Source organism: Pseudomonas sp. RU47, assembly GCF_004011755.1.
GTDB lineage: Bacteria > Pseudomonadota > Gammaproteobacteria > Pseudomonadales > Pseudomonadaceae > Aquipseudomonas.
The window spans coordinates 4982455-5009099 of the sequence record NZ_CP022411.1; the positions used below are offsets into that span (position 1 = coordinate 4982455).

The following is a 26645-nucleotide window of genomic DNA, read 5'->3' on the forward strand; positions in this document are numbered from 1 at the left end:
GATTATAGTCCGTGGCCGATTCGTCCGCAAACGCTCGATAGTCTTTCCTCATGTGTGTCGAGGCGGCTATGGGGAATCTGGCGAAAGAATTGGGGAAAAAGATCAGGCAAGCGAGAAAAGCAAAAGGTCTATCGCAAGACGTCTTCGCTCTGATTTGCCAAGTTGACCGAAGCTACATGGGCCGAATTGAGCGGGGCGAAGTCAATATTACGGTCGAAAAGTTATACCAAATTGCCGAAAGCCTGGAATGTGGCCCAGCAGACCTATTACCGTAGAAAATATTTAAAAGATCATATTAGACAACACAACACTTAACCGCTGCATAAAATTGAATCACCCTGGTTGTCTAGGACTTCTTAAACACTTGTATTTCCTCAGGCCTCTTCTTAACTAAAGCAAAGAGATCTAGATTTGGAATATCATTCGCGTTCAAAAGCATTCTTTCAATCATTCGTAATTGCTCCGCATTATTTTTTTTCAGCACCTCAACCTCAGCCTTTAAGTGCTCTATCTGTTTATCCAACTTCACATCAGAAGCCGTAATTTTTGTATAGAGCGAAGGTGATACACCTCGAAGTTGCGCTTTTTTGTTTTTGTACGATGTACTTATACCCACATAAGTGCATAGAGTTTGTCTTGTAGTTTTTATTGCGAGTTCAAGCTCAACCTTTGTCACTAGCGCATCCCAAGTAAGCTTACCTTTCCACTTGATCAGCATAATCTCTATCTTACGTTGCGCCTGGGCAGATATTTTTGGTTCCACCACGTCATACCTCCTTATCAGACAGTCCGAAAGACGAAAAAAGAGAGCGTAGCTGAGGATTGGTATCTGCCGTAGCGTTCATACCTTCATCTTCAATCAAACTTTTCAGGCGTGCCTCAAAATTTGGGAGGGCACACGCAACCCTTTTTATGGCCATCGTATCTAAATCGATCAATTTGAATTCAGAGTCTTTGTTCGAGTAACGAATTGTCGTACCTGCGGAACAACTTCTCATCAAATCAATCAACATTGAAAGGACATGAACATTTCGAGAATGTATAACATACCATTTTTTCATTGCTTGAGATGAGGATAGACGAAGATCCTCTGCCACGGACTCTAGCCTCACAACTTGAAACGATAGATCTTTCTCAAACAACTCTATAGCATTTACATCGCCGGCAATGTGACAAGTCTCTGGACATAGAAAGCACTGGGAGACGAAATCATTCAAATAATTGCATGGAGTCACATTTAGATTTTGAGTACAAAGCCCCGTGGAAGTAAGCGACGCCGGTAGGTTTGTAGCTTTAGTAAGCTGCTCTTGAGAGACCACCCTAATATAACGATTGTCGATATCGGGCGGATTCATTATCGCACTCACCCGGCCTGCCTTCTCGTCGTCGCCCGTATGGATATAAGTATGAGTTTGCTCAGAATTTTTTCTACCAGACCAAGCAGTTATTATTTCTACCGGGATACGACTTAAATCCGCAAGGGTATTGGATAAGTGTCGCAAACTATGCGGGGACAGCGTTAAATCTGAGGAAAATCCGTAACTTTGAAAAATTGACCTTATGTTTCGATTAAGGCCAATTCGAGATGACACCGAGCTCCCTAGAGATGCGAGAGGTACTACTGAATACTTCGACTTTTGAAATATTTTCCCACCGGTGCCTCCTTTCGATGATTTCCCATAAAGCCAGCTTCCCAAGCAGCAAAACATTGCATTTTTTATATTGATACTTGACTCGCCGCTAGAAAATGAAAGTGGAAACTCTGGAAGAATATTTTCCTTGTAAAAAGAAATCCACCAATTTTGAACCTCTCCTACTGTGACAGTGATTTTATCGATAAATACCCTAGGCATATTAGAGTATCCGAATAATAGCGGTAGCGCGGACAAAGAGGCAGAATCAGTATATGATACAGATAACCGATCATCAGGTCGCAAAGACCAAATTTGTTTCATTTCAAAGCACTGACTTCTTTTAGTCCAGTTAATGGAAGTCAGATCAACACCTTCTTTCAGCACCGGAACGCATTGATTAATTCCATAAAACCCTAACGCATAACCCAACGTGAAAAGATTGGGTTGCTGGGTCAAAGACAAATTGTGCTTTAGTTCTGGCGCAACTTCGAACTCTCCGAGCAGTCGGCTCAAGCTTTGGTTAGGCTTTTCGTAATACCTACATAACACTCTTGCCGGTTCACATGCCTTAAAAAAGTAATTCGTAGCTTTCGTGATTGGTTCAGCTAGCGCCGAAAGCACATGATTTTTATTGTTCCTATATCCTTTGCTTCCAATCCAATCGAGATAGTAGACTGGTACCCCATCTCCTTCGGAGTGGCAGTTAAGCTTCTGTTTAGGAAGGAGCGGTATTTCCGCAGAAGTGCGATTAGGTGACGCCAGAGATAAGGTGGTAAACGTAACAACCAAGGCATCATGCATTTTAATGCTCTCACCAGGGAGAAGCGATCCACATTCACCCACATGTTCAAACACACATGAGAATATATTGCCCAGAGCGAGAACTGTCGTGATATCCGGTAATTTCTCCAACGCGTGATCTAAAGAAGCATGCCCAGTTCTATCTCTATTATCACTTCCCTTTAAGTCAATTTTTCGCATTACTCCCTTCCTAGTGCAAAAATCAAAAAACGGGCGTAGACGGTCGGCAGATCTTATTCCTAAATTAAGTTCTCGAATTGTAGACTCTGATTGGGTATAGAGATCCCCCACCATAAATGACAATAGCTTTCTAGCTGCGGACGTTTGAGCTTTTTTTTCGCTGGCAGATAAATGCGTATTTGCCACTTCGATTATCCACACTTTTATCAGATGACTATAGGGGTAAGGAAGCGCATCTGTGGGTAGGTTACCGGCGTTACCCTTTCCCTTACGCCCATGTACTCCGCAAAGATACCTAGTTCGGCGTCCGGTATTAGGGTCAATGTGGTACCAAATCAGATCATCAAATATTGCATTACCACCAGGCCCTTCAAATTGTTTTAGTTCGGTGTCACGATATGAATCGATTAACGACTCTAATCGATCAAAGTACTTGTTAATCTTCAATTGCGCTCTGCCTTGGAAGGTTTTCATCGCAAACGGCTATTGTCAGTTTAACCCAAGCAATTTGTCGCTCCAATTTTTCAATGCTTCGGGCGTGAAGAGGATTGATTAAGGAACTGAGATTTACCGCAAGCTTATTCTCCGCGAGCTCTAACACCGACCTTTGATCAGCCTCAAGTATTGGGCGAAAATTTGGGCACCCATAGCACCCCAATGGTCTCCCCATTATTGTTGAGCAAGTAGTACATGAACGCTTGTTTCTAGGGTTGCCAATAGGATTGAATTGATTGTCAAATATAGTTTCGTCATCTGCCGAACCTACCGTTACATTACTGCTGAATGCCTTCTTCAGAAACTCATTGCCGATATATTTGGAGTCAATTTCCCGCCTGGATTTGTAGTCCAAGTCTATATAGTGCCTTGCAGCTGGCACAGTAACACCGGTTATTTTTGCCAACTGAGCAGCGGACAAACCATCTTGAGCGCCACGAGTTAATACGGTATGACGAATCCTATTGGAAGTGACCATGCAATCTGCAGTTCGATCAGAGGTTACCGATACCCATCTCATTGCGTTCGTCACAGCCCCCTCCGAAACGTGGTAGGCCGTAGAACGTGATGTGAAAAGACTTTTCAAAAAATCGATAGACTTAAAACGTATTTCAAAAAGGCTAGTATGAGGAAACATAGGCATATCAGTCATTAAATTCAATAGCTCGGACTTGTCCACTTTGACTTCCAATGACTGCATTAACATCACGAGCCCTTCCAACATTACTCTCTTATATTCTATAAGCATTTTTGAAAGATCATCAGAAACATAGATAGGATAGCGCTCGGGACACTCCCTCGAGAAGCTCATTCCTGTAGACTTTGCAATGAATACTCTTAACTGCAATGCTTGTCCGCCCATAGCACCAATTTCATCCGCAGCACGAATCCCTGCATCATTAAAACTTGCACCTAAGGGAATCAAGTCGGACCATTTCAAAAGAGCAATTTGAATCGGCCTCCGTACAATCGAAAGCAATAATTTGTTAGTCACTAAATTTCTAAGGCGACCATAGAGCCTTGATGACTGATAAAAGAGAAGTTCTCGATCATCGCCCCATTTAAACTCTTGAAGGCCAAGATTAATTTCCTTAGCCAACGAATCAAACTCACTATCACTTAACGCCCCACTGGAAGAATCGAGTGCATTTACACGCAGTTTATCCAAGTGCGTGGAAGTAAACGAATGAAATCCCTTAAACCTCTTATAGCCTTGTTTGGAGAGTGTTCCAAAAAATTGATTAAGCCCTTTCTTTTGGTTTGTTTTAAGCCCACTCCAAAGTGCCTTTATTCTGTCTAACGAAGGAATTCCACCTGACATAAATGGCTTCACATTAGTATTTATGCCGGACGCTGTGCTGGCAGCCTTGGTTCGGACGTAATATACAAAAACATCCAAAATCAAATTTTTTTCATCATCTGGCATACCCGATGAGTGTACCCATCCTACGTAAAGGTTATGTCCTTTTCCATTATTTGGGAGTATTACCCATACGTCATCTGCTGTATTTACCACCAGGCCAGATTTAGCCGTAACCAAACAAGCTTTTTGTTTGCTAGCTTTTGCTCCTTCCTGTTTTTTGTATCGAATCATTTTTTTTGATCTACTTTATGCTGGTGTGCTAGTGATAACTCCCTCGCTTTCAATGCAAGTCGCTTGTCATTATAAACATTATTCATGGTTGTATTTTGCGACCAACCCATAGCATATTTTCTAATATCCTCAAGAAGAACTGGATTGATGCCACGCCGCTCTCCCTTTTCATCGAATATTTCATTCCACTTGTGACGCAACATATGAGGATGCACACGAACCCCCAATGCTGTAGAAATTTTCTGAAAGATTGAATTGATTGATTTCAGAGAAAGCGGTTGACCCGCGGTACCTTTTGAATCATTTTCGCTGATAAGCAAAAAGTCATGATATTTAGCGCGAGGAAATATTGTACGAATGTGATTAATATAAAACTCAACTTCATGCATTACATTTTTTTCAACCGTAGCCAAGTGCGCTTTTGTTTTTTGATTGGGTTTTTCAGCGCGTGGATCTGTTGAATCGTTTCCAGACCTATAGATAGATATCTGATCGTAAGTACCATAGAAATTGAAATCTGAAATTTTTAACTTTCCCAACGCGCCTCTTCTGATGCCGCTTTGTACTAGCAAATTGACGATCAGATAATTTCTGACCCTTGATGCTTTGAATGGATTATTAGGAGAAGAAGGCATTATCAATTCGAGCAACTTCAGGAAAATCTCATCCGGAAGGACCGACTCCTCAGCACCACTTACTTGTTGGCTTCCATTTCTTCGAAGCCCTTCTTCATCCAGTTTAATTTTAGTAATCAGCTTAGCAAATTGTTCGCTTATTACTTCGTCAACCTCATGCACTTCGTGAAACTGTTCAAATAGCCAGTCAAGAAAACACCTAAGACGCCTGACGCGACCTTGCAAAGTCTCGCTAGATACCTTTGCCATACCTTTCTGATTGGCGACTATGATATTTCTCAGGTGCTTATCATTTACTCTAAAGTGCTTCACATTTGAAGCTGCATCAAATGCGCCTTTGTGCAAACAACAACTATCATAAAACTGCATATACTCTTTCAGCGAAATAAACTTTCCCGATGCAACCCGTGCTGGCAAGTCGATATTCTTTTCTGAAAAGTACTGCAGCACGAACAACAGTTCATTTGCGTATCTAAATCTCGTATTAGCCGACTTAGAAGACAACGGACCATTGAGATAACACGAAACATATGGATCGATAGGGCAATCCGCGTCATCCACTAGGGTCACGAATGGCAACGAGTTGAATTGGTATCGCCTGAGCTTCATGATTGACAAAATAGTTAGTCCAATAACTAGTTCAGAAAAGACTAGTCTGGAAACGAGCTTTGTCAAACGAAAAGGATATATGAGTGTTACACAGCGGGGCTTAAAGAGACGGCTTCCAGCTTTCTTTGCTTTACAAAATATTTGTCGCTTATATCTTGCCCCCGGACAGGCAGACCATGACCTTGTCGCCGTCTTCAATCATGTTGAAGTCAGCAACCGCTTCGCCGGCCAGGCGGCGCAGGCGCTTTTGCAGTTTGTTCTGGTTGACCGTAAGAGTGCCCATGACGCGAAATCCGTGAGGTGTGCCGAAAGGCCGGCATTTTACGCAAAAACCCCGGCGTTGTGGGCACAGGATATCGTGGCTCAAGGGTGCAATCTTTACAGACCCCAAGGCGATTAAGCCCCGTGTTTACAGCGCGATTTGCTCTAAGCCCCTGATACCTGTGCGGGTAAGACCTTTCTATACTGCGACATAAGGTCGCACACAATCTGAAGACCTGTATTTGCTCGGCCACCTTGGCCCGTAGGCGCTCCGCTGGGGGGCGATGGCAATAACAAGAGGAGTGACTGGCATGATCCATCACGTAGTGGGACTTTTCACCCACCCCGATCAGGAATGGAAGGAAATCCGTGGCGACCAAGAGGAAAGCATCAGCCACATGTACCTCACCCACACGCTGATTCTGGCGGCGATCCCCGCTGTCTCGGCGTTTATCGGCACTACTCAGGTTGGCTGGGTGATCGGCAACCGCGCACCGGTGATGCTCACCTTTGAAAGCGCACTGTGGATGACGATCATGTCGTACCTGGCAATGCTCGGCGGGGTCGCGGTCATGGGTGCCTTTGTGCACTGGATGGCCCGCACCTATGACGCCAATCCGAGCCTGGCCCGTTGCGTGGCATTTGCCACTTACACGGCGACACCGCTGTTTGTCGGTGGGCTGGCGGCGCTGTATCCACATATGTGGCTGGGGATGATCGTCGGTACGGCGGCCATCTGCTACACGGTTTATCTGCTGTATGTGGGTCTGCCGACGTTCATGAATATTCCGTCGGACGAGGGTTTTCTGTTCTCGAGCTCGGTGCTCGCGGTGGGTCTGGTAGTGCTGGTCGCCATCATGGCATTCACCGTGATCGTCTGGGGACTGGGCGTAGGTCCCGTTTACACCAACTGACTCGACAGGCTGAATACAGGCCGCCGCAAGGCGGCCTTGTCGTTTCACGGATGACCATTCGGCAGCTCGGCGATTCGCAAGTCCACAGGGTTGCGGCATACTCAACGCCTCTGGAGATCCATCAAGCATGCCCGAGCAACTCAATACCCGCGTCGAAGACTGTTACCAACTCGCAGAATCCTTTTTCAAACGTTCTTTCCCACGCCCTGTCGTCAGTCTCAAGCTGCGCGGGCAAAAAGCCGGTGTCGCGCATCTGCACGAGAACCTGCTGCGCTTCAATCCGCAGCTGTACCGGGAAAACGCCGAACACTTCCTCAAGCAGACCGTGGCCCACGAAGTTGCGCACCTGATCGCCCATCAGCTGTTCGGCGACCGTATCCAGCCGCATGGCGAGGAATGGCAATTGATCATGCGCGGGGTTTACGAACTGCCACCGGATCGCTGCCACACCTATGCAATCAAACGCCGCAGCGTGACCCGCTATATCTACAAATGCCCGTGCGCCGACAGCGATTTTCCGTTTTCGGCGCAGCGCCATAGTCTGGTGCGGCAGGGGCGGCGGTATTTGTGTCGGCGCTGCCGGAGTACTTTGGTGTTCAGTGGTGAGATGCGGGTGGAATGACTCCCTGATCGTTCCCATGCTCCGCGTGGGAACGCCGCCATGGACGCTCCGCGTCCACTGTGACGCAGAGCGTCACGGGATGCATTCCCACGCAGAGCGTGGGAACGAGCTACGCAACTACCTTTAAGGCTCGCAATTCAGCAATCCGCTCAGCACTGAACCCCAACTCCGCCAACACCTGATCCGTATGCTGCCCCAACACCGCGCCAACATGCCGCGGCGCCGGCAACGCTTCGGAAAACTTCAACGGACAGGCCATCTGCGCCTGTGTCGTGCCATCCGCGCGCGGCACCTGCGTCACCAGTTCCCGCGCCTGCAACTGCGGATGGCGCACCGCCTCACCCAGACTCAACACCGGCTCGACACACGCATCGATCCCGGCAAACATTTCACATAGTTCAGCAAAGTCATGTTTTTCAAACTCGACCGTCAGTGCGTATTTCAACGCCCGCTGCTGCTCAGGCTTTGGGGACAGCCCTTGCGCGGCCAACTCCGGCCGCCCCAACGCCGTACACAGTTGCTGCATAAAGCCCGGTTCCAGACTGCCCACCGACATCCAGCGGCCATCGCGAGAGCGGTAATGATCGTAGAAGCTGCCGCCGTTGAGCATCTGATCTTCCCACTCAGGCTCTTCGCCGCAAGCGAGATACCCGGCCCCGGCCATGGCATTCAGGCTGAACGCACAGTCAGTCATGCTCACGTCCAGATGTGTACCCTGCCCCGTTTGCTGTCGGGCAATCACCGCCGCCAACAAGCCGATCACCCCGTGCAACGAACCACCGGCGACATCCGCCACTTGCATGCCCAACGGCAACGGGCCGCTGTCGGCGCGGCCGGTGTAACTGGAAAGCCCGGCCAGCGCCAGATAGTTGATGTCATGCCCGGCGCGATCCTTGTACGGCCCGGTCTGGCCGTAACCGGTAATCGACACATAAATCAGCTTCGGGTTGATCGCCTTCAGCGCTTCATAGCCCAGGCCCAGACGCTCCATCACGCCGGGGCGAAACTGCTCCAGAACGATGTCGTAATCGCCCAGCAGTTGCTTGACCACCTCCAGCGCCTCGGGCTGTTTGAGGTCCAGCGCCAGACTGCGTTTGTTGCGGTTCAGGTAGGCATGGCTGGCCGATACTCCGTGATCATGCGGCGGCAACACGCGCAGCAGATCCATGCGTGTCGGCGATTCGATGCGCAGTACTTCAGCGCCCATGTCCGCCAGCAACAGCGAGGCGAACGGCCCCGGCAGCAATGTCGAGAAATCGAGGATCTTCAGTGAGGCCAGCGGTGCAGACATGGGCGAACTCCTTAAGCGATGCACTCAGCCTAGGCAGCGATACCGCGCACGGCAATCACCGGAAATGTCAGCGGGTGTGACCGTTACGCTCAAATCGCAGGCAAGAAAAAACCCGCCGAAGCGGGTTTTTCCAGGCAAGCAGTGCTTACTTCACATTGCTTGGGGTTGGGCCTTCAGCCACACCCAGGTCGTCTTCTTCACGCTCGTCGGAGATACCGCGACCGCCCGAGGCCAGCTCGGTTTGCAGCTGATCGGTATCCAGTTCCTTGACCCACTTGGCAACCACGATGGTGGCTACTGCGTTACCGACCAGGTTGGTCAGTGCGCGGGCTTCGGACATGAAGCGGTCGATACCGAGGATCAGCGCCAGACCGGCCACCGGCAGGTGACCGACCGCCGACAGGGTCGCGGCCAGCACGATGAAGCCCGAACCGGTCACGCCAGCCGCGCCTTTGGAGGACAGCAGCAATACCAGCAGCAGGGTGATCTGGTGGGTGATGTCCATGTGGGTGTCGGTCGCCTGAGCGATGAACACGGCCGCCATGGTCAGGTAGATCGACGTACCGTCGAGGTTGAACGAGTAACCGGTCGGGATCACCAGACCTACTACGGATTTCTTCGCGCCCAGACGCTCCATCTTGATCAGCATGCGTGGCAATGCCGATTCTGACGAGGATGTACCCAGTACGATCAACAGTTCTTCACGGATGTAACGCACCAGTTTAAACACGCTGAAACCGTGAGCACGGCAGATCGCACCCAGCACCACCACCACGAACAGGATGCAGGTGATGTAGAAGCAGATCATCAACTGGCCCAGTTGCACCAGCGAGCCGACGCCATAGGCACCGATGGTGAAGGCCATCGCGCCGAAAGCACCCAGCGGCGCCAGTTTCATGATCATGTTGATGATGTTGAACATCACGTGGGCGAAGCGATCGATCATGTCCAGCAGCGGACGACCGTACGAACCCAGGCGATGCAGGGCGTAGCCGAAGATCACCGAGAACATCAGCACTTGCAGGATGTCACCGGTGGCGAACGCGCCGACGATGGTGTTCGGGATTACATTGAGGAGGAAACCGACAATGCTCTGGTCTTTACTGGCCGTCACATAAGTGGCGATTTTCGAGGCGTCCAGGGTGGTGACGTCGATGTGCATGCCGGCGCCCGGTTGCACAACGTTGACCACGATCAGACCGATCAGCAGGGCAATGGTGGAAACGATTTCGAAGTACAGCAGCGCGTAGCCGCCGGTCTTGCCCACGGATTTCATGTTCTGCATGCCGGCGATGCCGCTGACAACGGTACAGAAGATGATCGGGGCGATGACCATTTTGATCAGTTTGATGAACCCGTCACCCAGCGGCTTGAGGGCCACACCGGTCTGAGGGTAGAAGTGACCAAGCAGGATGCCGATGGCGATGGCAACGATCACCTGGAAATACAGGGATTTGTACAGTGGCTGACGAGTCGTCATTGCAGGTTTCCTCAAGCGTCCCGCGTGACAACATCCATCTGTTGGCCGCGAAACCTTAATTGCGAACCCTCCTGCACTGGAGGGATTTGTTGTTGGAGCAGCGTATTCCATGAGGAGCAACGCACGCTTCTGTGGCTTGTATCGCAAACCTCGTGCCACTTTGGTGCGATTAGCTGCAAGCCTTTTGATATCAGGGTTAACAGGTCCGCGGATGTCACCATCCGGTGACTCAAGTGTGGCGGATTTCCGCCAACTCACCGCTTCTCGTCCTACAATTTGGCGGAAATCCGCCTTGTAGGCATGTCCAGCCCCCGGCTACCATCCGGCGCCTGAGGAAGGATCTGCCGCTTATGCGCGAACGCACCATCGCCAGTCATTTTGCCCGTGCCGCCCTCGGCGGCGCACGCCGCGTGGGTTTCGATTACTCGGGCCTGCTGCTGCAACTGGGCATCAGCCCTGAATTGCTTGATGAACCGCGTGCGCGCATTGCCCCGGAACAATTCACCCGGTTGATTCAGGGCCTGTGGCTGGCGCTGGACGACGAATACCTGGGTTTCGGCAACGCGCCGAGCAAGCCCGGCAGTTTCGCCATGATGTGCCACGCCTCGATTCACTGCCGCAATCTGGAGAAAGCCCTGCAACGGGGTTTATTGTTTTATAGCCTATTCCCCGAAGCCCCGCGCCTGAGCCTGACGCGCGAAGACGAATGGGTGCGCCTGAGCCTCGATGATTCGCGGATGTGGGACCCGGATCACTTTCTCACCGAGAGTCTGCTGGTGATCTGGCATCGCCTCGGCAGTTGGCTGATCGGTCAGCGGATTCGCCTCGAACAGGCGAGCTTCAGCTATCCGCGCCCCGAGCATGGTGCCGAATACGACCTGCTGTTTCCCTGCCCGCTGACGTTTGGCAGCGATCAAAGCAGCCTGCTGTTTCATAGCCGCTACCTGCCCATGCCGCTGTTGCAGGACGAACGCACCCTCAAACACTTCCTCGAACGCTCCCCCGCCGACCTGCTCTCACGCCCGGACGACGGCGACAGCCTGAGCAGCCGCCTGCGTCGTTTGCTCAGCCGTGACACTGCACGTTGGCCGGATCTTGAGGCGGTCGCCGAGCATTTGCACATCAGCCCGCAGACGTTGCGCCGGCACTTGCGCGAGGAAGGCACGAGCTTTCAGGAACTGAAGGATCAGTTGCGGCGGGATATCGCCATTTATCATTTGAGCCGGGCTGATCTGTCGTTGCAGCAGATTGCCGAACAGCTGGGGTTTTCCGAACCGTCGGCGTTTCACCGGGCGTTCAAGAAGTGGACGGGGCTGACGCCGGGGGCTTATCGGGCGCAGGAGCAGTGAGGCTATAAATCAAAAGCCCCTCACCCTAACCCTCTCCCGGAGGGAGAGGGGACTGATTGGGGGATGTTCAATAAATCCGCCGACCTGACAGCTCTCGCTGAATCCATATTCGACGCAAATCGCTCAGGTCGATCATTTTCGCAAGACACTTCGGTCAGTCCCCTCTACCTCTGGGAGAGGGTTAGGGTGAGGGCAACTTCCAATCACACCGCCGGAAAATGAATCCTGAACGCCGCCCCACCCATCGGCGAATCGCCCAGTGCGAGTTTGGCGTTGTAGCTTTCAATAATATCCTTGACCACCGCCAACCCGATCCCCTGCCCCGGATGCTGGGCATCCAGTCGTTCGCCACGTTCCAGAATCCGCGCGCGCTGATCCGGCGGCACGCCCGGGCCGTCGTCTTCGACGCACAATTCAATCCCGGCCAGGGTCTCGCGCACGCTGATACGCACTTCGCCCAGACACAGGCGATAAGCGTTCTCCAGCAAGTTGCCCATCATTTCCAGCAGCGCGCCCTGCTCGATCGGCACATAACAGTGCTCTGGCAGATCGAATGCCACGCGCACATGCTTGTCGCGGTAAACCTTGTCCAGTGTGTCGCAAAGGCTTTTGAGCACCGGTTGCAGGCGCACCTGATGGCGCACCAGTCCGCTTTTGCGCAAACTGGCCCGTTGCAGTTGGTAGCTGATCTGCTGGCTCATGCGTTCGATCTGGCTCTGCAGCACCCAGGCTTGATCGCGTTCTTCGGGACGTTGGGCCATGTCTTCACTGACGCCCTGCAACACCGCCAACGGCGTTTTCAAGCTGTGCGCCAGATCATCGAGAGAATCGCGATAACGACTGCGCTGCTGGCGCTCGCTGTGCAGCAAGCGGTTGAGCGAGCCGGTCAGCCGTAGCAATTCGCGCGGATGTTGTTCAGTGAGACTTTCCCGGGTGCCGCCCTCGATTTCGTCGAGTTCCTGACTAAGCCGGCGCAAGGCTTTGAGGCCCCAGGTCAGGCCGATCCACAACAATGCCAGCAGCACGAGCAGTGCCGCGCCGAAGCCCAGGTAGAGATTCTCGCGCAGGCCTTCGAGGGTGGTTTCGTACTCGCGCACCGGTTGCAGGGCGACGATGCTGAACGCCGCGCTTTTGCCGCCGAGCAGTTTGACCTCAACGTCATAGACGAAGAATTCCTGACCATTGCTTTCGCGGATCCGCGCGAACTCGTTACCGAGTCCGTCGTAGCGCGGTTTGTAGTTGATCTGCTCTTCCTGGGTGGCTTTCGAGCGCCAGACCAGATGCCCTTCGCGATCATAGATGTAGCCGAGCAGGCGGAAATCGGTGAGATTGAAGCGCTCATCCGGCAACTGACTGGGCATCACCAGCCGACCGTTTTCGATGCGCGCGGCAGAAATGAGCGTGGTGACGTCGGAGGCCAGACGTTGTTCGATCGAGTCCTGCAACGCGAGGCTGAACGCGCCTTGCATCGCCGGGAGCAAGGCGAGCATGAACAACACCGCCAACGTGGTGGCGGCGAGCATCAAGCGAACACGAAGCGAACGAATCAAGTGCAGCGCTCGTTGAACAGGTAGCCGAGGCCACGCACAGTGTCGATCGGTTTGAATCCGGCCGGGCCTTCGAGTTTGCGGCGCAGACGACCGACCAACACTTCGATGACATTCGGATCACGCTCGTCGTCGTCCGGGTAGAGCTGCTCCATCAAGCGATCCTTGGGCACCACTTGTTGATGGTGGCGCATGAGGTATTCGAGGATGCGGTACTCGTACGCGGTCAGCGCCAGCGGTTGCTCATCGAGGGTTGCCTGTTTGCGATTGAGGTCGAGCAGCAGCGGCCCGGCGACGATGGTCGACTGGGTGAAACCGCTGGAACGGCGCAGCAAAGCATTCAGACGCGCGTCGAGTTCTTCGAACTGGAACGGCTTGACCACGTAATCGTCGGCGCCGGCGGCGAGGCCTTCGACCTTGTCCTGCCAGTTGCCGCGCGCGGTGAGGATCAGGATCGGGAAGGTCTTGCCGCCCGCGCGCAACTGGCGAATCAGGTCGAGACCGCCCATGCCCGGCAGGCCAAGATCGATCACCGCCAGGTCAAAGTTGAACTGTCCGGTCTGGTACAGCGCCTCTTCGGCATTGGCCACGGACTCGACCACGTGGCCACTTTCCGTCAGGCGGGTTTGCAGGTGATGGCGCAACAGCGCTTCATCTTCGACGACCAACAGTTTCATAACACTCTCCCGGGCAAATCAGAATCTCCAGTCACACACCTGTGGGAGCGAGCCTGCTCGCGAAGGCGATGGTTCAGTCGACATCTCATCGACTGAACCGGCGCTTTCGCGAGCAGGCTCGCTCCCACACTGAATCTGTCAGCAACTCCTTAGAAATTGTAGTTGGCCGACAGGTAAGTCTGGGCGCTGCTGGTCAAATCCAGCGAGCCTTGCTTGCTGCCGCCGCGCTCGCTCATCTCGGTGCTGGCGTTGCTGCGCAGGTAACGGTAACCGAGTTCGACCGAAGTGTTTTGCGATACTTGTTGCAACACACCCAACTGACCACCGACGGCATAACCGATATCACTGTCGCGGCTAAAGCCTGGCGATTCCTGGGTCAGCTTGGTCAGACCCGCCGTCGCACCGCCGAACAACTTGGTGCTGCCGCCGACCGGGTAGAACAGATCGTAGCTGCCCAGCAGATTTTCCTGACGCAGTTTAATGCCATTGTGCGAGCCCGACACGTTGTCGTAGGTGGCGTAGTAGCGACCCTGGCTGTTTTGTTGACCGAGGCGCACGCCGTAGGTGTTGTTGCCGTCAATCGCGCCGGTGGCGTTCGGGTGATCGAGGTTGTTGTTCAGCGAATTGGATTTGTTGATCTTGTCGCTGGTCTGGCCGAAGGACAGGCCGGCGAAGTTCGAAGTGGTATCGGCCTGGGCCGCGATACTGGCGCTCATTACGGTCAATGCCAGCAACAGTTTGTTAAAAGTCATGGGTATTTCCTCTTTCACAGTGCTGTTTGGGTATGGCGCAAGGTTACTGACCCTCCCCTGTACCGCCCCTGAACCGTCTCTGAACCTGACCTGAACCAAATGAACTAGGCTGATCTGACCTTTTATTGTCAGGAGACCCGACCATGCGCCTGTTCCTTGCCCTCACCTTGCTGGCCGTCAGCAGCCTCACTCAAGCTGCGATCAAGACTGAAGAAATTCCCTACCAAAGTGCCGATGGCACAAAGTTGATCGGCTACTACGCCTATGACGACGCCATCAAAGGCAAGCGTCCGGGTGTCGTCGTGGTGCACGAATGGTGGGGCCTGAACGACTACGCCAAGCGCCGCGCCCGGGATCTCGCCGGGCTCGGCTACAGCGCCCTGGCCATTGATATGTACGGCGAAGGCAAGAACACCGAGCACCCGAAAGACGCGATGGCGTTCATGCAGGCGGCGACCCAGGATGCGGCGGCTTCCAGCAAGCGCTTCGAGGCCGGGCTGGATTTGTTGAAGAAGCAGCCGCAGACCGACGTGAATAAAATTGCCGCCATCGGTTACTGCTTCGGCGGTGCGGTGGTGCTGAACGCCGCGCGTCAGGGTGTGCCGCTGGCGGGCGTGGTGAGTTTCCACGGTGCGCTGGCGACGAAAACGCCAGCAACGCCCGGCAGCGTGAAGGCGAAGATTCTGGTCGAGCATGGCGCGCTGGACAGCATGGTCACTCAGGACAATGTCACCGCGTTCAAGGCAGAAATGGACAAGGCCGGGACTGACTACAAGTTCGTCAGTCTGGATGGCGCCAAGCACGGTTTTACCAATCCGGATGCCGATCGCCTGAGACATGGCGAGCATGGTGGCCCGGACATCGGGTACAACAAGGCAGCGGATGAAAAATCCTGGGCGGACATGAAAGCATTCTTGCAGAAAATCTTTAGCTGATCAGAGAGACCGCGGCGCGGCCTTCGCGAGCAGGCTCGCTCCCACAGGGGATCTACTGGGCGGCATAGATCCAGTGTGGGAGCGAGCCTGCTCGCGAAAGCTTCACCGCCGATCTCGACCTTGGCCCGACTAACCGGCAAAATGCCCGCCATGAATCTCACCCCCGCCCTCCCCGCCTGCTGCACCGCGCTCGACAGCCACTGGCCGTTGCCGACGGTATTGGCCGACACTGTGCTGCTCAGCACCCACTTCGATCCTGCTCAACTGCTTGGCGATGATTTTCAACGCAGCGCCGTGGTTGCGCCGCCGAGCATTCAGCGTTCGGTGGCCAAGCGTCAGGCGGAATTTCTGGCCGGACGGATCTGCGCCCGGGCGGCGTTGCAGCAACTGGAAGGCAGCGACGTGGTTCCGGCGATTGGTGCAGATCGCGCGCCGATATGGCCCGCACACATTTGCGGCTCGATCACCCACAGCAGCGGACGCGCGGCAGCGATTGTCGCCAACAAGCAACACTGGCGCGGTTTGGGCATGGATCTGGAAAACCTGCTCAACACCGAACGCGCCGAGCGCCTGGCTGGGGAGATTCTGACGCCACCTGAAATGCAGCGCATGACGGCCGCCTCGCGAGATCAGTTGGCGTTGTGGGTGACGCTGACGTTTTCGGTGAAAGAAAGTCTGTTCAAAGCGCTGTACCCGATCGTGCAACAGCGCTTTTATTTCGAGCACGCTGAAGTGCTGGAGTGGACTGAGGCCGGTGAAGTCCGGTTGCGGTTGTTGACGGATTTGTCTGCTGAGTGGCGCAACGGCACTGAACTGGACGCGCAGTTCGGGGTGCAGGATGGGCAGTTGTTGAGTCTGGTCAGCATTCAGGCCTGAAGATTTGTGTGGTGGGCACTGGCCCTATCGCGAGCAGGCTCACTCCTACAGGGGAACGCATTTCAACTGTAGGAGTGAGCCTGCTCGCGATGAGGCCAGACCCGACACCACACATCTCAACGGCGTTCCTGATTCCTCGGCCAACTCAGGCTGAAACAAGCCCCACCCAGACTCTTGCTCTTGCCAATAATCGCCCGGCCGTCATGCCAGTGGATGATCCGCCGCACAATCGACAAGCCCAGACCATGCCCGCCCGACGCCCGGGTACGACTGTCGTCCAGACGCAGAAACGGCGTAAAAATCCGCTCCCACGCCACTTCCGGCACGCCCGGGCCGTCATCCTCGACATCCACGCGACAGCGCAATTGCCCGACCTGATAACTCACCGTCACCTTCGAGCGTGCGTGGCGCATGGCGTTGCTCACCAGATTCTGCAACGCCCGGTGCAGATAACGCGGCTCGGCCTCGACCCAGGCATCATCGTTATCGGCGGCGGAGAGGCACAAACCTCGCTGCACCGTGACCTCGGCGCGCAACGGCGCCAACTCTTCAATCACCTGATTGACCAGCGCATCCAGATCGATGCGCTGGAACGTCAGTGCCGGCGAGCCCTGCTCCAGACGCGCGTAGGTGAGCATTTCATCGACCAGCTTATCGAGGTCTTCGATGTCGTGATCCATGCCTTCGCGGTATTTCTCCAGCGCTTGCGGGGTGGTCGCCGAGCCGATCATTTCCAGACCGAAACGCAGGCGCGCCACCGGCGTGCGCAGCTCGTGGGACACCGCGCGCACCAGTTCGCGCTGGATCGCCAGCAACTGCTGCAAGTGCTCGGCCATACCATTGAACGCCGACGCCAGACGTCCGACCGAATCGGCACCGCGCGCCGGCACACGGGTTTCCAGGCTGCCCTTGGCAATGCGCGTGGCCGCTGCTTCGAGGCCGCGTAAACGGCGCTCGAGCTGACGCACCAACAGATAAACAATGAGGCCGATCAGGGTCAGGCCGAGTGCCGCAATCAGCACCAGCCATTCCGGCGGATACGGGTTCATCTGATACAACGGCCCGATTTCCAGTACCCATGGCGTGCCGACCATGCCGGCAAATACGCGGATCGAGTCGCCACCCTTGCCCAATGCCATCACCGTGTCGCCTTCGGCCACGCGGCGACTCTGGTCTTCGTCCATGTCAGCGTCGTTCACCGTGACCAGGCGCAGATCGAAACCGAAGCCCTTCTCTTCCTTTATCTGTGCAAGGCGCTTGGGTTGTTCGCCGACCGGTACGCGCACCAGCTCATCGGCCAGCAGGTAAATGGTCGCGCGCGCCAGTTGCTCGCTGATCTGCTGCACTTCGCCGGTGAGAACCAACTGCTCTTTGTCGCTGACCATTCGATAGACTTTCGCCGCGTGCGGCCCGGTCTGCTCGACCAACGCCTGGCCACGCTGCACGCGAGTGCGCTGGGACAGATCAAGATCGGTTTCGGCAAATTTCTTCAGCGCCAGCGGAATCCCCAGCAACCGCTCCCACACCAACAACGCCCGATGGCGCTCGGTTTCGTTCATCGGTTGCAGGTTGTCGGCCATCAGCGAAAACGTGCCGTGGGCCAGGCGCTCGCGATATTGCTCGCTGCGCACCTGATTGAGCAGGTTGAGCGCCAGCACGCCGAGCACCGCCACTAGAATCAAAGCGGCGCACATGCCGCCGTAGATGCGCAGGAAGATCGAGTTCACAGCGGCAGGTCTACGCAGGCTTCCGGGACGAACAGATAACCTTTGCTGCGGATGGTCTTGATCAGGCGGGGGTGGTCGGGGTCGTCGCCGATTTTCGGGCGGATGCGCGAGATGCGCACATCGATCGAGCGGTCCTGGCCGTCGTAGCCGATGCCGCGCAGGGCGGTGAAGATTTCTTCGCGGGACAGAATGCGCCCGGCGTTGGACACCAGCAGCCAGAGCAGGTCGAATTCGGCGCTGGTCAGCTCGATGCCGTTGTCGCTCAGCCACGCCTCGCGCAAGGCGTTGTCGACCACCAGCGGGCCGAACTGCAGACGGCGGGATTTTTCGGTGACCGGTTCAGGTGTGTCGCTACGGCGCAGTAACGCCTGGATTCGCGCCAGCAACAGGCGTGGGCGCACCGGTTTGCACACGTAATCGTCGGCACCGAGGTCGAGGCCCTGGATCTGATCGGCATCGTCGGTGCGTGCGGTGAGCATCAGGATCGGCCCGTCGTACTGATTGCGCACCTTGCGGCAAATGCTCAGGCCATCTTCACCGGGCAGCATCAGGTCGAGGATCACCAGGTCCGGCTGCTCCTTGATGATCCGCGCTGCGGCCAGCGCACCGTTGCCTTCGATGTCCACGCGCAATCCATTGGCTTGCAGGTAGTCACGCGTCAGTTCGGCCAGTCGCTGGTCATCCTCGACGATCAATACCTGAAAGGCTTGTTGCTCCACCGGTGACCTCTGCTTTCTATTGTTATCAATAAAGGAAGAACATCTGACTCGACACAATTCCCTGTGGGAGCGAGCCTGCTCGCGAAAGCGTCGTATCACTCAACATCGATGCTGAACCTACCGACGCATTCGCGAGCAGGCTCGCTCCCACAGTTTTGGATCCTCCCGTACTTTTGTCATGTTTCTGGAGGATAAGAATGCCTGTGCATGGGCCGATTGTATAAACGGCGTACAGCCAGAACACAAGTCGGTAAATGCGTTCGGACAAGGCGGTTTTTTGTGATAGGGTTCGCGCCCTTAAAAATCCGCTGAAGCGTTTTTCCCGGTGAAAAAACAGTGACGGACGGTCTAGCTCAGCAGGTTCGCGGCCTACACGCATTTTCGAAGTTTCTTACACAATTTACGCACAGGCTTATCCACAGGTAGTACGTTGCAATCCCCCCCTGAAACGCATTATCTTGTAGCCCGAGCGCAAAAAAACCCTACATGTAGGGTTTGACGCTAAAAAACCAAACACAAACCCGGCAGTGAATTCAAGGCTTTTTATTGCCATTGTCGGGTTGAACCAAACGTATTTTCGAAAGCCCAAACCGCGCCTGCGGATGGCTACCGTTTTTGCGCCGATCACGGCGTTTACGGTACGGGTGTTGCAGTGGCGAAACTGCTCCCCGAAAGGAATGCGGTGATACGCGTATCGCGTGAACCGAAGACTTCGGCATGGAAGCGGCGCTCACAAGGCCCTCTTCCTGAACTGTCCCGAAGTCGTTATGCCCGGCGCGTGCCGGTTGTAGTGCTTCAGGACGGAACGGTGGGCACCGTGATGGTGCCCAAACAAACATAGAGAACGTGGAGACACCCATGCAAACCGACACAACTCGCGAGAACCCGCAGGGCACCTTGCCGCAGGCCGCCGATTCGAATTCGGATCTGGCTGCTACCGCGCCTGGTCAACTGCGCGTGATCAAGCGCAATGGCACTGTCGTTCCTTACACCGATGACAAGATCACCGTCGCTATCACCAAAGCGTTCCTCGCAGTTGAAGGCGGCACCGCTGCCGCTTCGTCGCGAATCCATGACACCGTGGCCCGTCTGACCGAACAGGTCACCGCGACCTTCAAGCGTCGCATGCCGTCGGGTGGCACCATCCACATCGAAGAAATCCAGGACCAGGTCGAACTGGCCCTGATGCGTGCCGGTGAGCAGAAAGTTGCGCGCGACTACGTGATCTACCGTGACGGTCGTTCGAAAGAACGCGCTGCCCACGCGCCGGCCGAAGAAGCGGTCAACGCTCACCCGTCGATCCGCATCACCCGCGCTGACGGCAGCCTGGCGCCGCTGGACATGGGTCGTCTGAACACCATCGTCACCGAAGCCTGCGAAGGTCTGGAAGAAGTCGATGGCGACCTGATCCAGCGCGAAACCCTGAAAAACCTCTACGACGGCGTGGCTCTGACCGACGTCAACACCGCTCTGGTGATGACCGCCCGTACCCTGGTTGAGCGTGAGCCGAACTACTCGTTCGTGACCGCCCGCCTGCTGATGGACACCCTGCGTGCCGAAGGTCTGGGTTTCCTCGGTGTGGCCGAAAGCGCCACTCACCACGAAATGGTCGACCTGTACGCCAAGGCACTGCCGGCCTACATCGCCAAAGGTATCGAGTTCGAACTGCTGAACCCTGTGCTGGCCACCTTCGACCTGGAAAAACTGGGCAAGGCGATCAACCACGAGCGTGATCAGCAATTCACCTACCTGGGCCTGCAAACCCTGTACGACCGTTATTTCATCCACAAGGATGGCGTGCGTTTCGAACTGCCGCAGATCTTCTTCATGCGCGTGGCCATGGGCCTGGCGATCGAAGAGAAGCAGAAAGAAGACCGTGCGATCGAGTTCTACAACCTGCTGTCGTCCTTCGACTACATGTCGTCGACCCCGACCCTGTTCAACGCCGGTACCCTGCGTCCACAGCTGTCGAGCTGCTACCTGACCACCGTGCCGGATGACCTGTCGGGCATCTACCACGCGATCCACGACAACGCCATGTTGTCGAAATTCGCTGGCGGTCTGGGCAACGACTGGACGCCAGTGCGTGCTCTGGGCTCGTACATCAAGGGCACCAACGGCAAGTCGCAAGGCGTTGTTCCGTTCCTCAAAGTAGTGAACGACACCGCCGTTGCCGTTAACCAGGGTGGCAAGCGCAAAGGCGCTGTGTGTGCCTACCTGGAAACCTGGCACATGGACATCGAAGAGTTCATCGAACTGCGCAAGAACACCGGTGATGATCGTCGTCGTACCCACGACATGAACACAGCCAACTGGATCCCTGACCTGTTCATGAAGCGTGTCTTCGATGACGGCAAGTGGACCCTGTTCTCGCCATCCGAAGTGCCGGACCTGCACGACCTGACCGGTAAAGCCTTCGAAGAGCGCTACGAGTACTACGAAGCGCTGACCGAATACCCAGGCAAGGTCAAACTGTTCAAGACCATCCAGGCCAAAGACCTGTGGCGCAAAATGCTCTCCATGCTGTTTGAAACCGGCCACCCTTGGCTGACTTTCAAAGACCCGTGCAACCTGCGCAGCCCGCAGCAGCACGTCGGCGTGGTTCACAGCTCGAACCTGTGCACCGAGATCACCTTGAACACCAACAAGGACGAGATCGCCGTTTGCAACCTGGGCTCGATCAACCTGCCGAACCACATCGTCAACGGCAAGCTGGACACCGCCAAGCTGGAACGCACCGTGAACACCGCCGTGCGCATGCTCGATAACGTGATCGACATCAACTACTACTCGGTGCCACAAGCGAAGAACTCCAACTTCAAGCACCGTCCGGTCGGCCTGGGCATCATGGGCTTCCAGGACGCTTTGTACCTGCAGCACATCCCTTACGGTTCCGACGCTGCCGTCGAGTTCGCCGACAAGTCGATGGAAGCTGTCAGCTACTACGCGATCCAGGCTTCCTGCGACCTGGCTGACGAGCGCGGCGCGTACGAGACGTTCCAGGGTTCGCTGTGGTCCAAAGGCATTCTGCCGCTGGATTCGCAACAGATCCTGATCGAAGCCCGTGGCCAGAAGTACATCGATGTCGACTTGAACGAATCCCTCGATTGGGCACCGGTTCGCGCCCGTGTACAGAAAGGCATTCGTAACTCGAACATCATGGCCATCGCACCGACCGCGACCATCGCCAACATCACTGGCGTCTCGCAGTCGATCGAACCGACCTACCAGAACCTCTATGTGAAATCGAACCTGTCGGGCGAATTCACCGTGATCAACCCGTACCTGGTTCGCGACCTCAAGGCTCGCGGTCTGTGGGACTCGGTCATGATCAACGACCTGAAGTACTACGACGGTTCGGTTCAGCAGATCGAGCGCATCCCGCAAGAACTCAAAGAGCTCTACGCGACCGCGTTCGAAGTGGACACCAAGTGGATCGTTGACGCCGCCAGCCGTCGTCAGAAGTGGATCGACCAGGCCCAGTCGCTGAACCTGTACATCGCCGGCGCATCGGGCAAGAAGCTCGACGTGACCTACCGCATGGCCTGGTATCGTGGTCTGAAAACCACTTACTACCTCCGTGCCCTGGCCGCGACCAGCACCGAGAAGTCGACCATCAACACCGGCAAGCTGAACGCTGTTTCCAGCGGCGGCAACCACGGCGACGATTCGGTTCTGGCAGCACCTGCCGGTCCTGCTCCAGTGCCAAAGGCTTGCGCGATCGACGAGCCGGATTGCGAAGCTTGCCAATAAGCTGAGCTGAATCAGGCGTTGCGAGACGCCTGATACTCTCCGGGCAAAAGAACCCCCGACAGACTTCTGGTGTGTCGGGGGTTTTCTTTTGTCTGGAGTAAAAATCGAAGTAAAAAAAAACGGCGAAACCTGAATGCAGGCTTCGCCGTTTTTATTCGTACAACGGCTTTTGTCAGACCGCGAATGACTCGGTCATTGCCTGCCCTACGACAGGAATGGTGAAGGATTGACCGTTGTTGGTGTAGAACGTTTCGATGGTATTCCCGCCCTTGTACCAGTCCTTCAGGAACACACCGGAATCCAGGTTGCCGCTTTGCAGATCGGCGGCATTGAAGATGTAGGCGCCAAGGTCGTTCTGGACAATCCGCACATCACTGACACTCTGAATGTTCTTGAGGGTGACAGTGTCGATCCCGGATGTGCCTGTGTCCTGGATGCCTACCATGGTTTTCGAGAACACAATATAGGCGTCACCGCTCTCTCCGCCCAAGGCATCACCCGATCCGCGCAAGTTCAACGTATCAACACCTGCACCACCCTGGAGTTCATAGCCGTAACCGGTACCCGTCAAGGTATCGTTACCGTCACCACCATAGGCAATTCCTGCCGACACGGTGATGTTGTCGTTGCCAGATTCACCATAAAGAATGCTGCCGGCATCGTCATCGGCACTGCGCATGGTGTCATTGCCGTTACCACCGTAAAGCGTATCGGCCTGGACGCCGCTAATAGTCAGTGGTCCGAATGCACCGGTATCAGTGGCGGTGCCGCCATAGATAAAGTCATCCCCCTCACCACCATAGATGAGGTCGTTACCCGCCCCGCCCTCAAGCTTGTTCGAGTAGGCGTTGCCAGTCAGCATGTCATTGAATGCCGATCCCATCAGGTTATCGATGTTAATCAGCACGTCACCTTGAGCGTCGCCGCCTGCGGCAGTGCCCTCCAGCAAATTGATCTGAACGCTGCCAGTGCTGGTCAAGTACCAGGCGCCATCACCTCGACCAACACCCGTCAGCAGATCGGCGCCAGCGCCACCGACAAAATTCTCCGCCGCAGCGCCACTGCCCGTAAAGCTGTCGGCCTGTGTCGTACCTTGGAATACTTCGATCGACGTATAGATATCGCCGGCGGCCGCGCCAGTCAAAACAGGTGCGCCCAGATCCAGGGTGACACCGCCAGCTTCGTCGGCAAAGCTCACCATATCCATACCGAAACCACCGTCGAATCGGTTGATGCCCGCATCCCCGACAAACGCATCACTGAAGTCAGAACCCAAGATCGCTTCGATACTGCTGTAAACATCGCCGGCGGCAATTCCGGTGTGTATCCCGGTTTTGGTATTGAGGGTCACGCCCTTGTCGGCATCGCCATAACTGACCGTATCAAAACCCTCTCCACCGATGAGTTGGTCTGCTCCTGCGCCACCGAACAACGTGTCATTGCCAGCCCCACCCGTGATGATGTTGTCCGAGGCATTGCCACGAGCAATGAAGTTGCCGGTACCGGTGAAAGTCAGACGCTCGACTTCACTGGCCAAGGTGATGGTGTTCAGTGTGGTGCGCACTTCGTCATCACCGCCGCCGGCCATTTCCACCACATTCTGGCTGGCCGAACCGTTGATGATGTACACGTCGTTGCCGGCACCGCCGTAGAAGGTCGTGGTGCCCAGCGAGGCGGTGAATACGTCGTTGTAGTTCGAGCCAATAATGGTTTCGAAATCCGAGAACGTGTCACCTTGCGCGTCGCCGCCCAGACCGGTGCCCACACGCGCGGCGGTCATGGTGATGTTGACGCCTTGCTCCGACTGCGCGTAGCTCAGCCGGTCGTTACCGTTGTAACCATCAAGGTTGTCGGCAGCAGCGCTGGCATAGAACGTATCGTCATAATTTGAACCACGGAAACTCTCAATCCCGACAAAGGTATCGCCCGCTGCATACCCGGTATGCACACCGGTTTTCAGGTTCAGGGACACCGCCACGCTGTTGGGTACATCTTCATAGCTGACGGTGTCGAAGCCGGCACCGCCAATCAGTTGATCGGCGCCATCGCCGCCGATCAACAGATCATTACCTGCCCCACCATTCAAGACATCATTGCCCGCCAAACCGCGTATCTGATCATCGCCCGCAGTACCGAGCAGATTATCGGCACCAGCGGTCCCGTTGATTATCGCCATTACATCGTCCTTGTGTTTTTGTGTTGGAAACTACGGTTGAAAAACCAGGTAGAAGCTTCCTGACTTCCATATCGCCATCCAGTGTCATGGCCCAATGAAGCAGGTCGTGCGAAGTTTTGACGCCAAGGTCCTTTGCCAGGCAGGACTGCAACTTCCACACCATAAATTCAGACAAACGGTTAATTGGTGAATGTAAATTTAGTGACACGCATAAAAAAACCGACGCTCAAGGCGTCGGTTTTCAATGCAGCTATCAGATCACATCAAGTCATCTGAATGATGGTCTGCATGATGGTGCTCTGAGTGGAGATGGTCTTGGCGTTCGCCTGATAGTTGCTCTGGCCCTTGATCAGGTCTACCAACTCGTTGGTCAGGTTAACGTTCGACTCTTCCAGCGAGTTGGAAACAACCGAACCCAAGGTACCGGTTTCCGGTGCATCGTAGCCCGGGATACCCGAAGCAAACGTCTCTTTCCAGCTGGTGCCACCGATAGCCTGCAGGCCTTGTTCGTTGGTGAAGCTGGCCAGTGCAACCTGGCCGATGGCCTTGCTCTGGTTGTTGCTGAAGTTGGCGAACAAGGTACCGGTGCCGTCGATGGTCAGGTTGGTGATCTGGCCAGTTGCGTAACCGTCCTGAGTCGGGATTGAACGCGCGGTGTCAGCGTTGTACTGAGTGGTCTTGGCCATCGAAATGGTAATACCGGCCGGGTTGGCCGATGCGCCGTTAGGCGTAAAGGTGCCGTTGACCACTTTGCCCGGTACCCAACCGGTCAGTTTCAAGTCGCTACTGATGATCGGGTTCGGCGCCGGAGCCGGTAACGTGCTAGGCGTGCTGACCTGCAGCAGGTTGCCGGAACTGTCAAACGTAAGCGTCGAAGCAACCGGATCGACCTTGGTTGGATCGCTACCGGCTGCATCCGGGTTACGGCCATCGACCAGGGTGTACACCTTCCAGGTGTTCTCGCCAGTTTTAACCACGTACTGGTCCATAACATGCGAGTTGCCCTGCGTGTCATAGATCGGAGTGCTAAAGCTCTTCGTGTACGTCTCAAGCTTGCTTGGGTCGAACTTGACGGCGTTGGTGCCGGTATCAACGATCACCGACGCAGTCGAGTTCAAGTTGATGCTCGACGTCACCAACGAAGTCGATTTCGGCGCCAGGTTCGACGTATCGATCTTCAGATCGGTCAATACACCGTTGATGATCTTGCCGTTGGCGTCCACACCGTAACCCTGCAGGCGCGAGGTGTAATCGGTGTTGGTGATGTAACCGGCGTTGTCGACCTTGAACGTACCGGCACGGGTGTAGGACACCGAGCCGTTGTTGCTCATGGTGAAGAAGCCCGAACCGTTGATGCCCATGTCCAGCACGTTACCGGTGTTGTTGATGTCACCCTGGGTGAACTGCTGGGAAACGTTGGCCAGGCGCACGCCGTTGCCGATCACTTTGCTGCCGCTGCCCAGGCGAGTGGCCGAGTAGACGTCTTCGAATTCTGCACGGGACGATTTGAAACCGGCAGTCGCGACGTTGGCGATGTTGTTGCCGGTCACGTCCAGTTGTTTGTTGGCTGCATAGAGACCGCTAAGGCCGATATTGAAAGACATATTCCACTCCTTTG

20 protein-coding genes and 1 pseudogene are annotated in these 26645 nt (G+C 55.0%); 7 read left to right on the forward strand and 14 right to left on the reverse strand.

From position 1 onward, the window contains the following. Window positions 1–68 precede the first annotated feature (68 nt). Window positions 69–275: a helix-turn-helix domain-containing protein gene (locus CCX46_RS22725; protein ID WP_127929401.1), complete on the forward strand. Its 207-nt coding sequence runs from the start codon at window positions 69–71 to the stop codon at window positions 273–275. Between the two features lie 71 nt (window positions 276–346). On the opposite strand, the gene CCX46_RS22730 is transcribed toward CCX46_RS22725, so the two are convergent. From CCX46_RS22730 to CCX46_RS30750, 5 genes and pseudogenes are all read right to left on the reverse strand, one after another. Beyond that, complete coding sequence (locus CCX46_RS22730; RefSeq protein WP_127929402.1) at window positions 347–766, reverse strand: hypothetical protein; 420 nt, start codon at window positions 764–766, stop codon at window positions 347–349. A 1-nt stretch (window position 767) separates the two neighbouring features. Continuing rightward, the gene (locus CCX46_RS22735; RefSeq protein WP_238704352.1) at window positions 768–3062 is read right to left on the reverse strand and encodes a hypothetical protein; all 2295 of its coding nucleotides are present in this window, start codon (window positions 3060–3062) and stop codon (window positions 768–770) included. Then, window positions 3052–4704, reverse strand: a complete 1653-nt coding sequence (locus tag CCX46_RS22740; protein ID WP_127929404.1) for a hypothetical protein — start codon at window positions 4702–4704, stop codon at window positions 3052–3054. The genes CCX46_RS22735 and CCX46_RS22740 overlap by 11 nt, the downstream gene beginning before the upstream one ends. Continuing rightward, window positions 4701–5789, reverse strand: coding sequence for a site-specific integrase (locus tag CCX46_RS22745; RefSeq protein ID WP_238704353.1), 1089 nt, complete (start codon window positions 5787–5789; stop codon window positions 4701–4703). Before CCX46_RS22745 ends, CCX46_RS22740 begins: the two co-directional genes overlap by 4 nt. A gap of 313 nt (window positions 5790–6102) precedes the next feature. Next, window positions 6103–6231: pseudogene (locus CCX46_RS30750) on the reverse strand (tRNA 2-thiocytidine(32) synthetase TtcA); the annotation flags it as partial. A gap of 289 nt (window positions 6232–6520) precedes the next feature. Here CCX46_RS30750 and CCX46_RS22750 point away from each other — a divergent pair. After that, window positions 6521–7123: a Yip1 family protein gene (locus tag CCX46_RS22750; protein WP_016773629.1), complete on the forward strand. Its 603-nt coding sequence runs from the start codon at window positions 6521–6523 to the stop codon at window positions 7121–7123. Window positions 7124–7250: 127 nt separating this feature from the next. Then, on the forward strand, window positions 7251–7745 hold the full coding sequence (locus CCX46_RS22755) for a SprT family zinc-dependent metalloprotease (RefSeq protein WP_064391623.1): 495 nt from the start codon (window positions 7251–7253) through the stop codon (window positions 7743–7745). Window positions 7746–7854: 109 nt separating this feature from the next. Here the strand turns inward: CCX46_RS22755 and CCX46_RS22760 are convergent, their stop codons facing one another. Further along, on the reverse strand, window positions 7855–9036 hold the full coding sequence (locus CCX46_RS22760) for a CaiB/BaiF CoA transferase family protein (protein WP_127929405.1): 1182 nt from the start codon (window positions 9034–9036) through the stop codon (window positions 7855–7857). A 145-nt stretch (window positions 9037–9181) separates the two neighbouring features. Beyond that, complete coding sequence (locus CCX46_RS22765) at window positions 9182–10516, reverse strand: dicarboxylate/amino acid:cation symporter (RefSeq protein WP_007917521.1); 1335 nt, start codon at window positions 10514–10516, stop codon at window positions 9182–9184. A gap of 350 nt (window positions 10517–10866) precedes the next feature. Between CCX46_RS22765 and CCX46_RS22770 the strand changes: the two genes are divergently transcribed. Then, complete coding sequence (locus CCX46_RS22770) at window positions 10867–11865, forward strand: AraC family transcriptional regulator (protein ID WP_127929406.1); 999 nt, start codon at window positions 10867–10869, stop codon at window positions 11863–11865. A gap of 203 nt (window positions 11866–12068) precedes the next feature. Here the strand turns inward: CCX46_RS22770 and CCX46_RS22775 are convergent, their stop codons facing one another. The 3 genes from CCX46_RS22775 to CCX46_RS22785 all read right to left on the reverse strand — a co-directional run bounded on the left by CCX46_RS22775 (window position 12069) and on the right by CCX46_RS22785 (window position 14841). Then, window positions 12069–13415, reverse strand: coding sequence for an ATP-binding protein (locus CCX46_RS22775; RefSeq protein WP_127929407.1), 1347 nt, complete (start codon window positions 13413–13415; stop codon window positions 12069–12071). Continuing rightward, complete coding sequence (locus CCX46_RS22780; protein ID WP_016987432.1) at window positions 13412–14089, reverse strand: response regulator transcription factor; 678 nt, start codon at window positions 14087–14089, stop codon at window positions 13412–13414. The genes CCX46_RS22775 and CCX46_RS22780 overlap by 4 nt, the downstream gene beginning before the upstream one ends. A 149-nt stretch (window positions 14090–14238) precedes the next feature. Further along, complete coding sequence (locus CCX46_RS22785; RefSeq protein ID WP_127929408.1) at window positions 14239–14841, reverse strand: outer membrane beta-barrel protein; 603 nt, start codon at window positions 14839–14841, stop codon at window positions 14239–14241. Window positions 14842–14984: 143 nt separating this feature from the next. On the opposite strand from CCX46_RS22785, the gene CCX46_RS22790 reads away from it, so the two are divergent. Together CCX46_RS22790 and CCX46_RS22795 are read left to right on the forward strand one after the other, a co-directional pair. Beyond that, a complete protein-coding gene (locus CCX46_RS22790; RefSeq protein ID WP_127929409.1) occupies window positions 14985–15776 on the forward strand; it encodes a dienelactone hydrolase family protein in 792 nt (263 codons plus the stop codon). Between the two features lie 150 nt (window positions 15777–15926). Beyond that, window positions 15927–16652, forward strand: coding sequence for a 4'-phosphopantetheinyl transferase family protein (locus CCX46_RS22795; protein ID WP_127929410.1), 726 nt, complete (start codon window positions 15927–15929; stop codon window positions 16650–16652). Window positions 16653–16768: 116 nt separating this feature from the next. Here the strand turns inward: CCX46_RS22795 and CCX46_RS22800 are convergent, their stop codons facing one another. After that, entirely contained in the window at window positions 16769–18379 is a 1611-nt protein-coding gene (locus tag CCX46_RS22800; protein WP_127929411.1) for an ATP-binding protein, read from the reverse strand. Beyond that, the gene (locus CCX46_RS22805) at window positions 18376–19098 is read right to left on the reverse strand and encodes a response regulator (RefSeq protein ID WP_127929412.1); all 723 of its coding nucleotides are present in this window, start codon (window positions 19096–19098) and stop codon (window positions 18376–18378) included. The genes CCX46_RS22800 and CCX46_RS22805 overlap by 4 nt, the downstream gene beginning before the upstream one ends. Before the next feature lie 858 nt (window positions 19099–19956). Here CCX46_RS22805 and CCX46_RS22810 point away from each other — a divergent pair. Continuing rightward, window positions 19957–22851: a ribonucleoside-diphosphate reductase subunit alpha gene (locus CCX46_RS22810; protein WP_127929413.1), complete on the forward strand. Its 2895-nt coding sequence runs from the start codon at window positions 19957–19959 to the stop codon at window positions 22849–22851. Between the two features lie 172 nt (window positions 22852–23023). Here the strand turns inward: CCX46_RS22810 and CCX46_RS22815 are convergent, their stop codons facing one another. Next, window positions 23024–25027, reverse strand: a complete 2004-nt coding sequence (locus CCX46_RS22815; protein WP_127929414.1) for a beta strand repeat-containing protein — start codon at window positions 25025–25027, stop codon at window positions 23024–23026. 263 nt (window positions 25028–25290) lie between these two features. After that, on the reverse strand, window positions 25291–26631 hold the full coding sequence (gene flgE / locus CCX46_RS22820; protein ID WP_127929415.1) for a flagellar hook protein FlgE: 1341 nt from the start codon (window positions 26629–26631) through the stop codon (window positions 25291–25293). Window positions 26632–26645: the final 14 nt, after the last annotated feature.

What these genes read in the sequence shown, in the direction of transcription:
- CCX46_RS22750 (WP_016773629.1), top strand. Translation starts at nt 6,521, where the DNA reads ATGATCCATCACGTAGTGGGACTTTTCACCCACCCCGATCAGGAATGG.
- CCX46_RS22755 (WP_064391623.1), top strand. Translation starts at nt 7,251, where the DNA reads ATGCCCGAGCAACTCAATACCCGCGTCGAAGACTGTTACCAACTCGCA.
- CCX46_RS22815 (WP_127929414.1), bottom strand. Translation starts at nt 25,027, where the DNA reads ATGGCGATAATCAACGGGACCGCTGGTGCCGATAATCTGCTCGGTACT.
- CCX46_RS22780 (WP_016987432.1), bottom strand. Translation starts at nt 14,089, where the DNA reads ATGAAACTGTTGGTCGTCGAAGATGAAGCGCTGTTGCGCCATCACCTG.
- CCX46_RS22740 (WP_127929404.1), bottom strand. Translation starts at nt 4,704, where the DNA reads ATGATTCGATACAAAAAACAGGAAGGAGCAAAAGCTAGCAAACAAAAA.
- CCX46_RS22790 (WP_127929409.1), top strand. Translation starts at nt 14,985, where the DNA reads ATGCGCCTGTTCCTTGCCCTCACCTTGCTGGCCGTCAGCAGCCTCACT.
- CCX46_RS22725 (WP_127929401.1), top strand. Translation starts at nt 69, where the DNA reads ATGGGGAATCTGGCGAAAGAATTGGGGAAAAAGATCAGGCAAGCGAGA.
- CCX46_RS22785 (WP_127929408.1), bottom strand. Translation starts at nt 14,841, where the DNA reads ATGACTTTTAACAAACTGTTGCTGGCATTGACCGTAATGAGCGCCAGT.
- CCX46_RS22795 (WP_127929410.1), top strand. Translation starts at nt 15,927, where the DNA reads ATGAATCTCACCCCCGCCCTCCCCGCCTGCTGCACCGCGCTCGACAGC.
- CCX46_RS22770 (WP_127929406.1), top strand. Translation starts at nt 10,867, where the DNA reads ATGCGCGAACGCACCATCGCCAGTCATTTTGCCCGTGCCGCCCTCGGC.
- CCX46_RS22810 (WP_127929413.1), top strand. Translation starts at nt 19,957, where the DNA reads ATGCAAACCGACACAACTCGCGAGAACCCGCAGGGCACCTTGCCGCAG.
- flgE (WP_127929415.1), bottom strand. Translation starts at nt 26,631, where the DNA reads ATGTCTTTCAATATCGGCCTTAGCGGTCTCTATGCAGCCAACAAACAA.
- CCX46_RS22760 (WP_127929405.1), bottom strand. Translation starts at nt 9,036, where the DNA reads ATGTCTGCACCGCTGGCCTCACTGAAGATCCTCGATTTCTCGACATTG.
- CCX46_RS22765 (WP_007917521.1), bottom strand. Translation starts at nt 10,516, where the DNA reads ATGACGACTCGTCAGCCACTGTACAAATCCCTGTATTTCCAGGTGATC.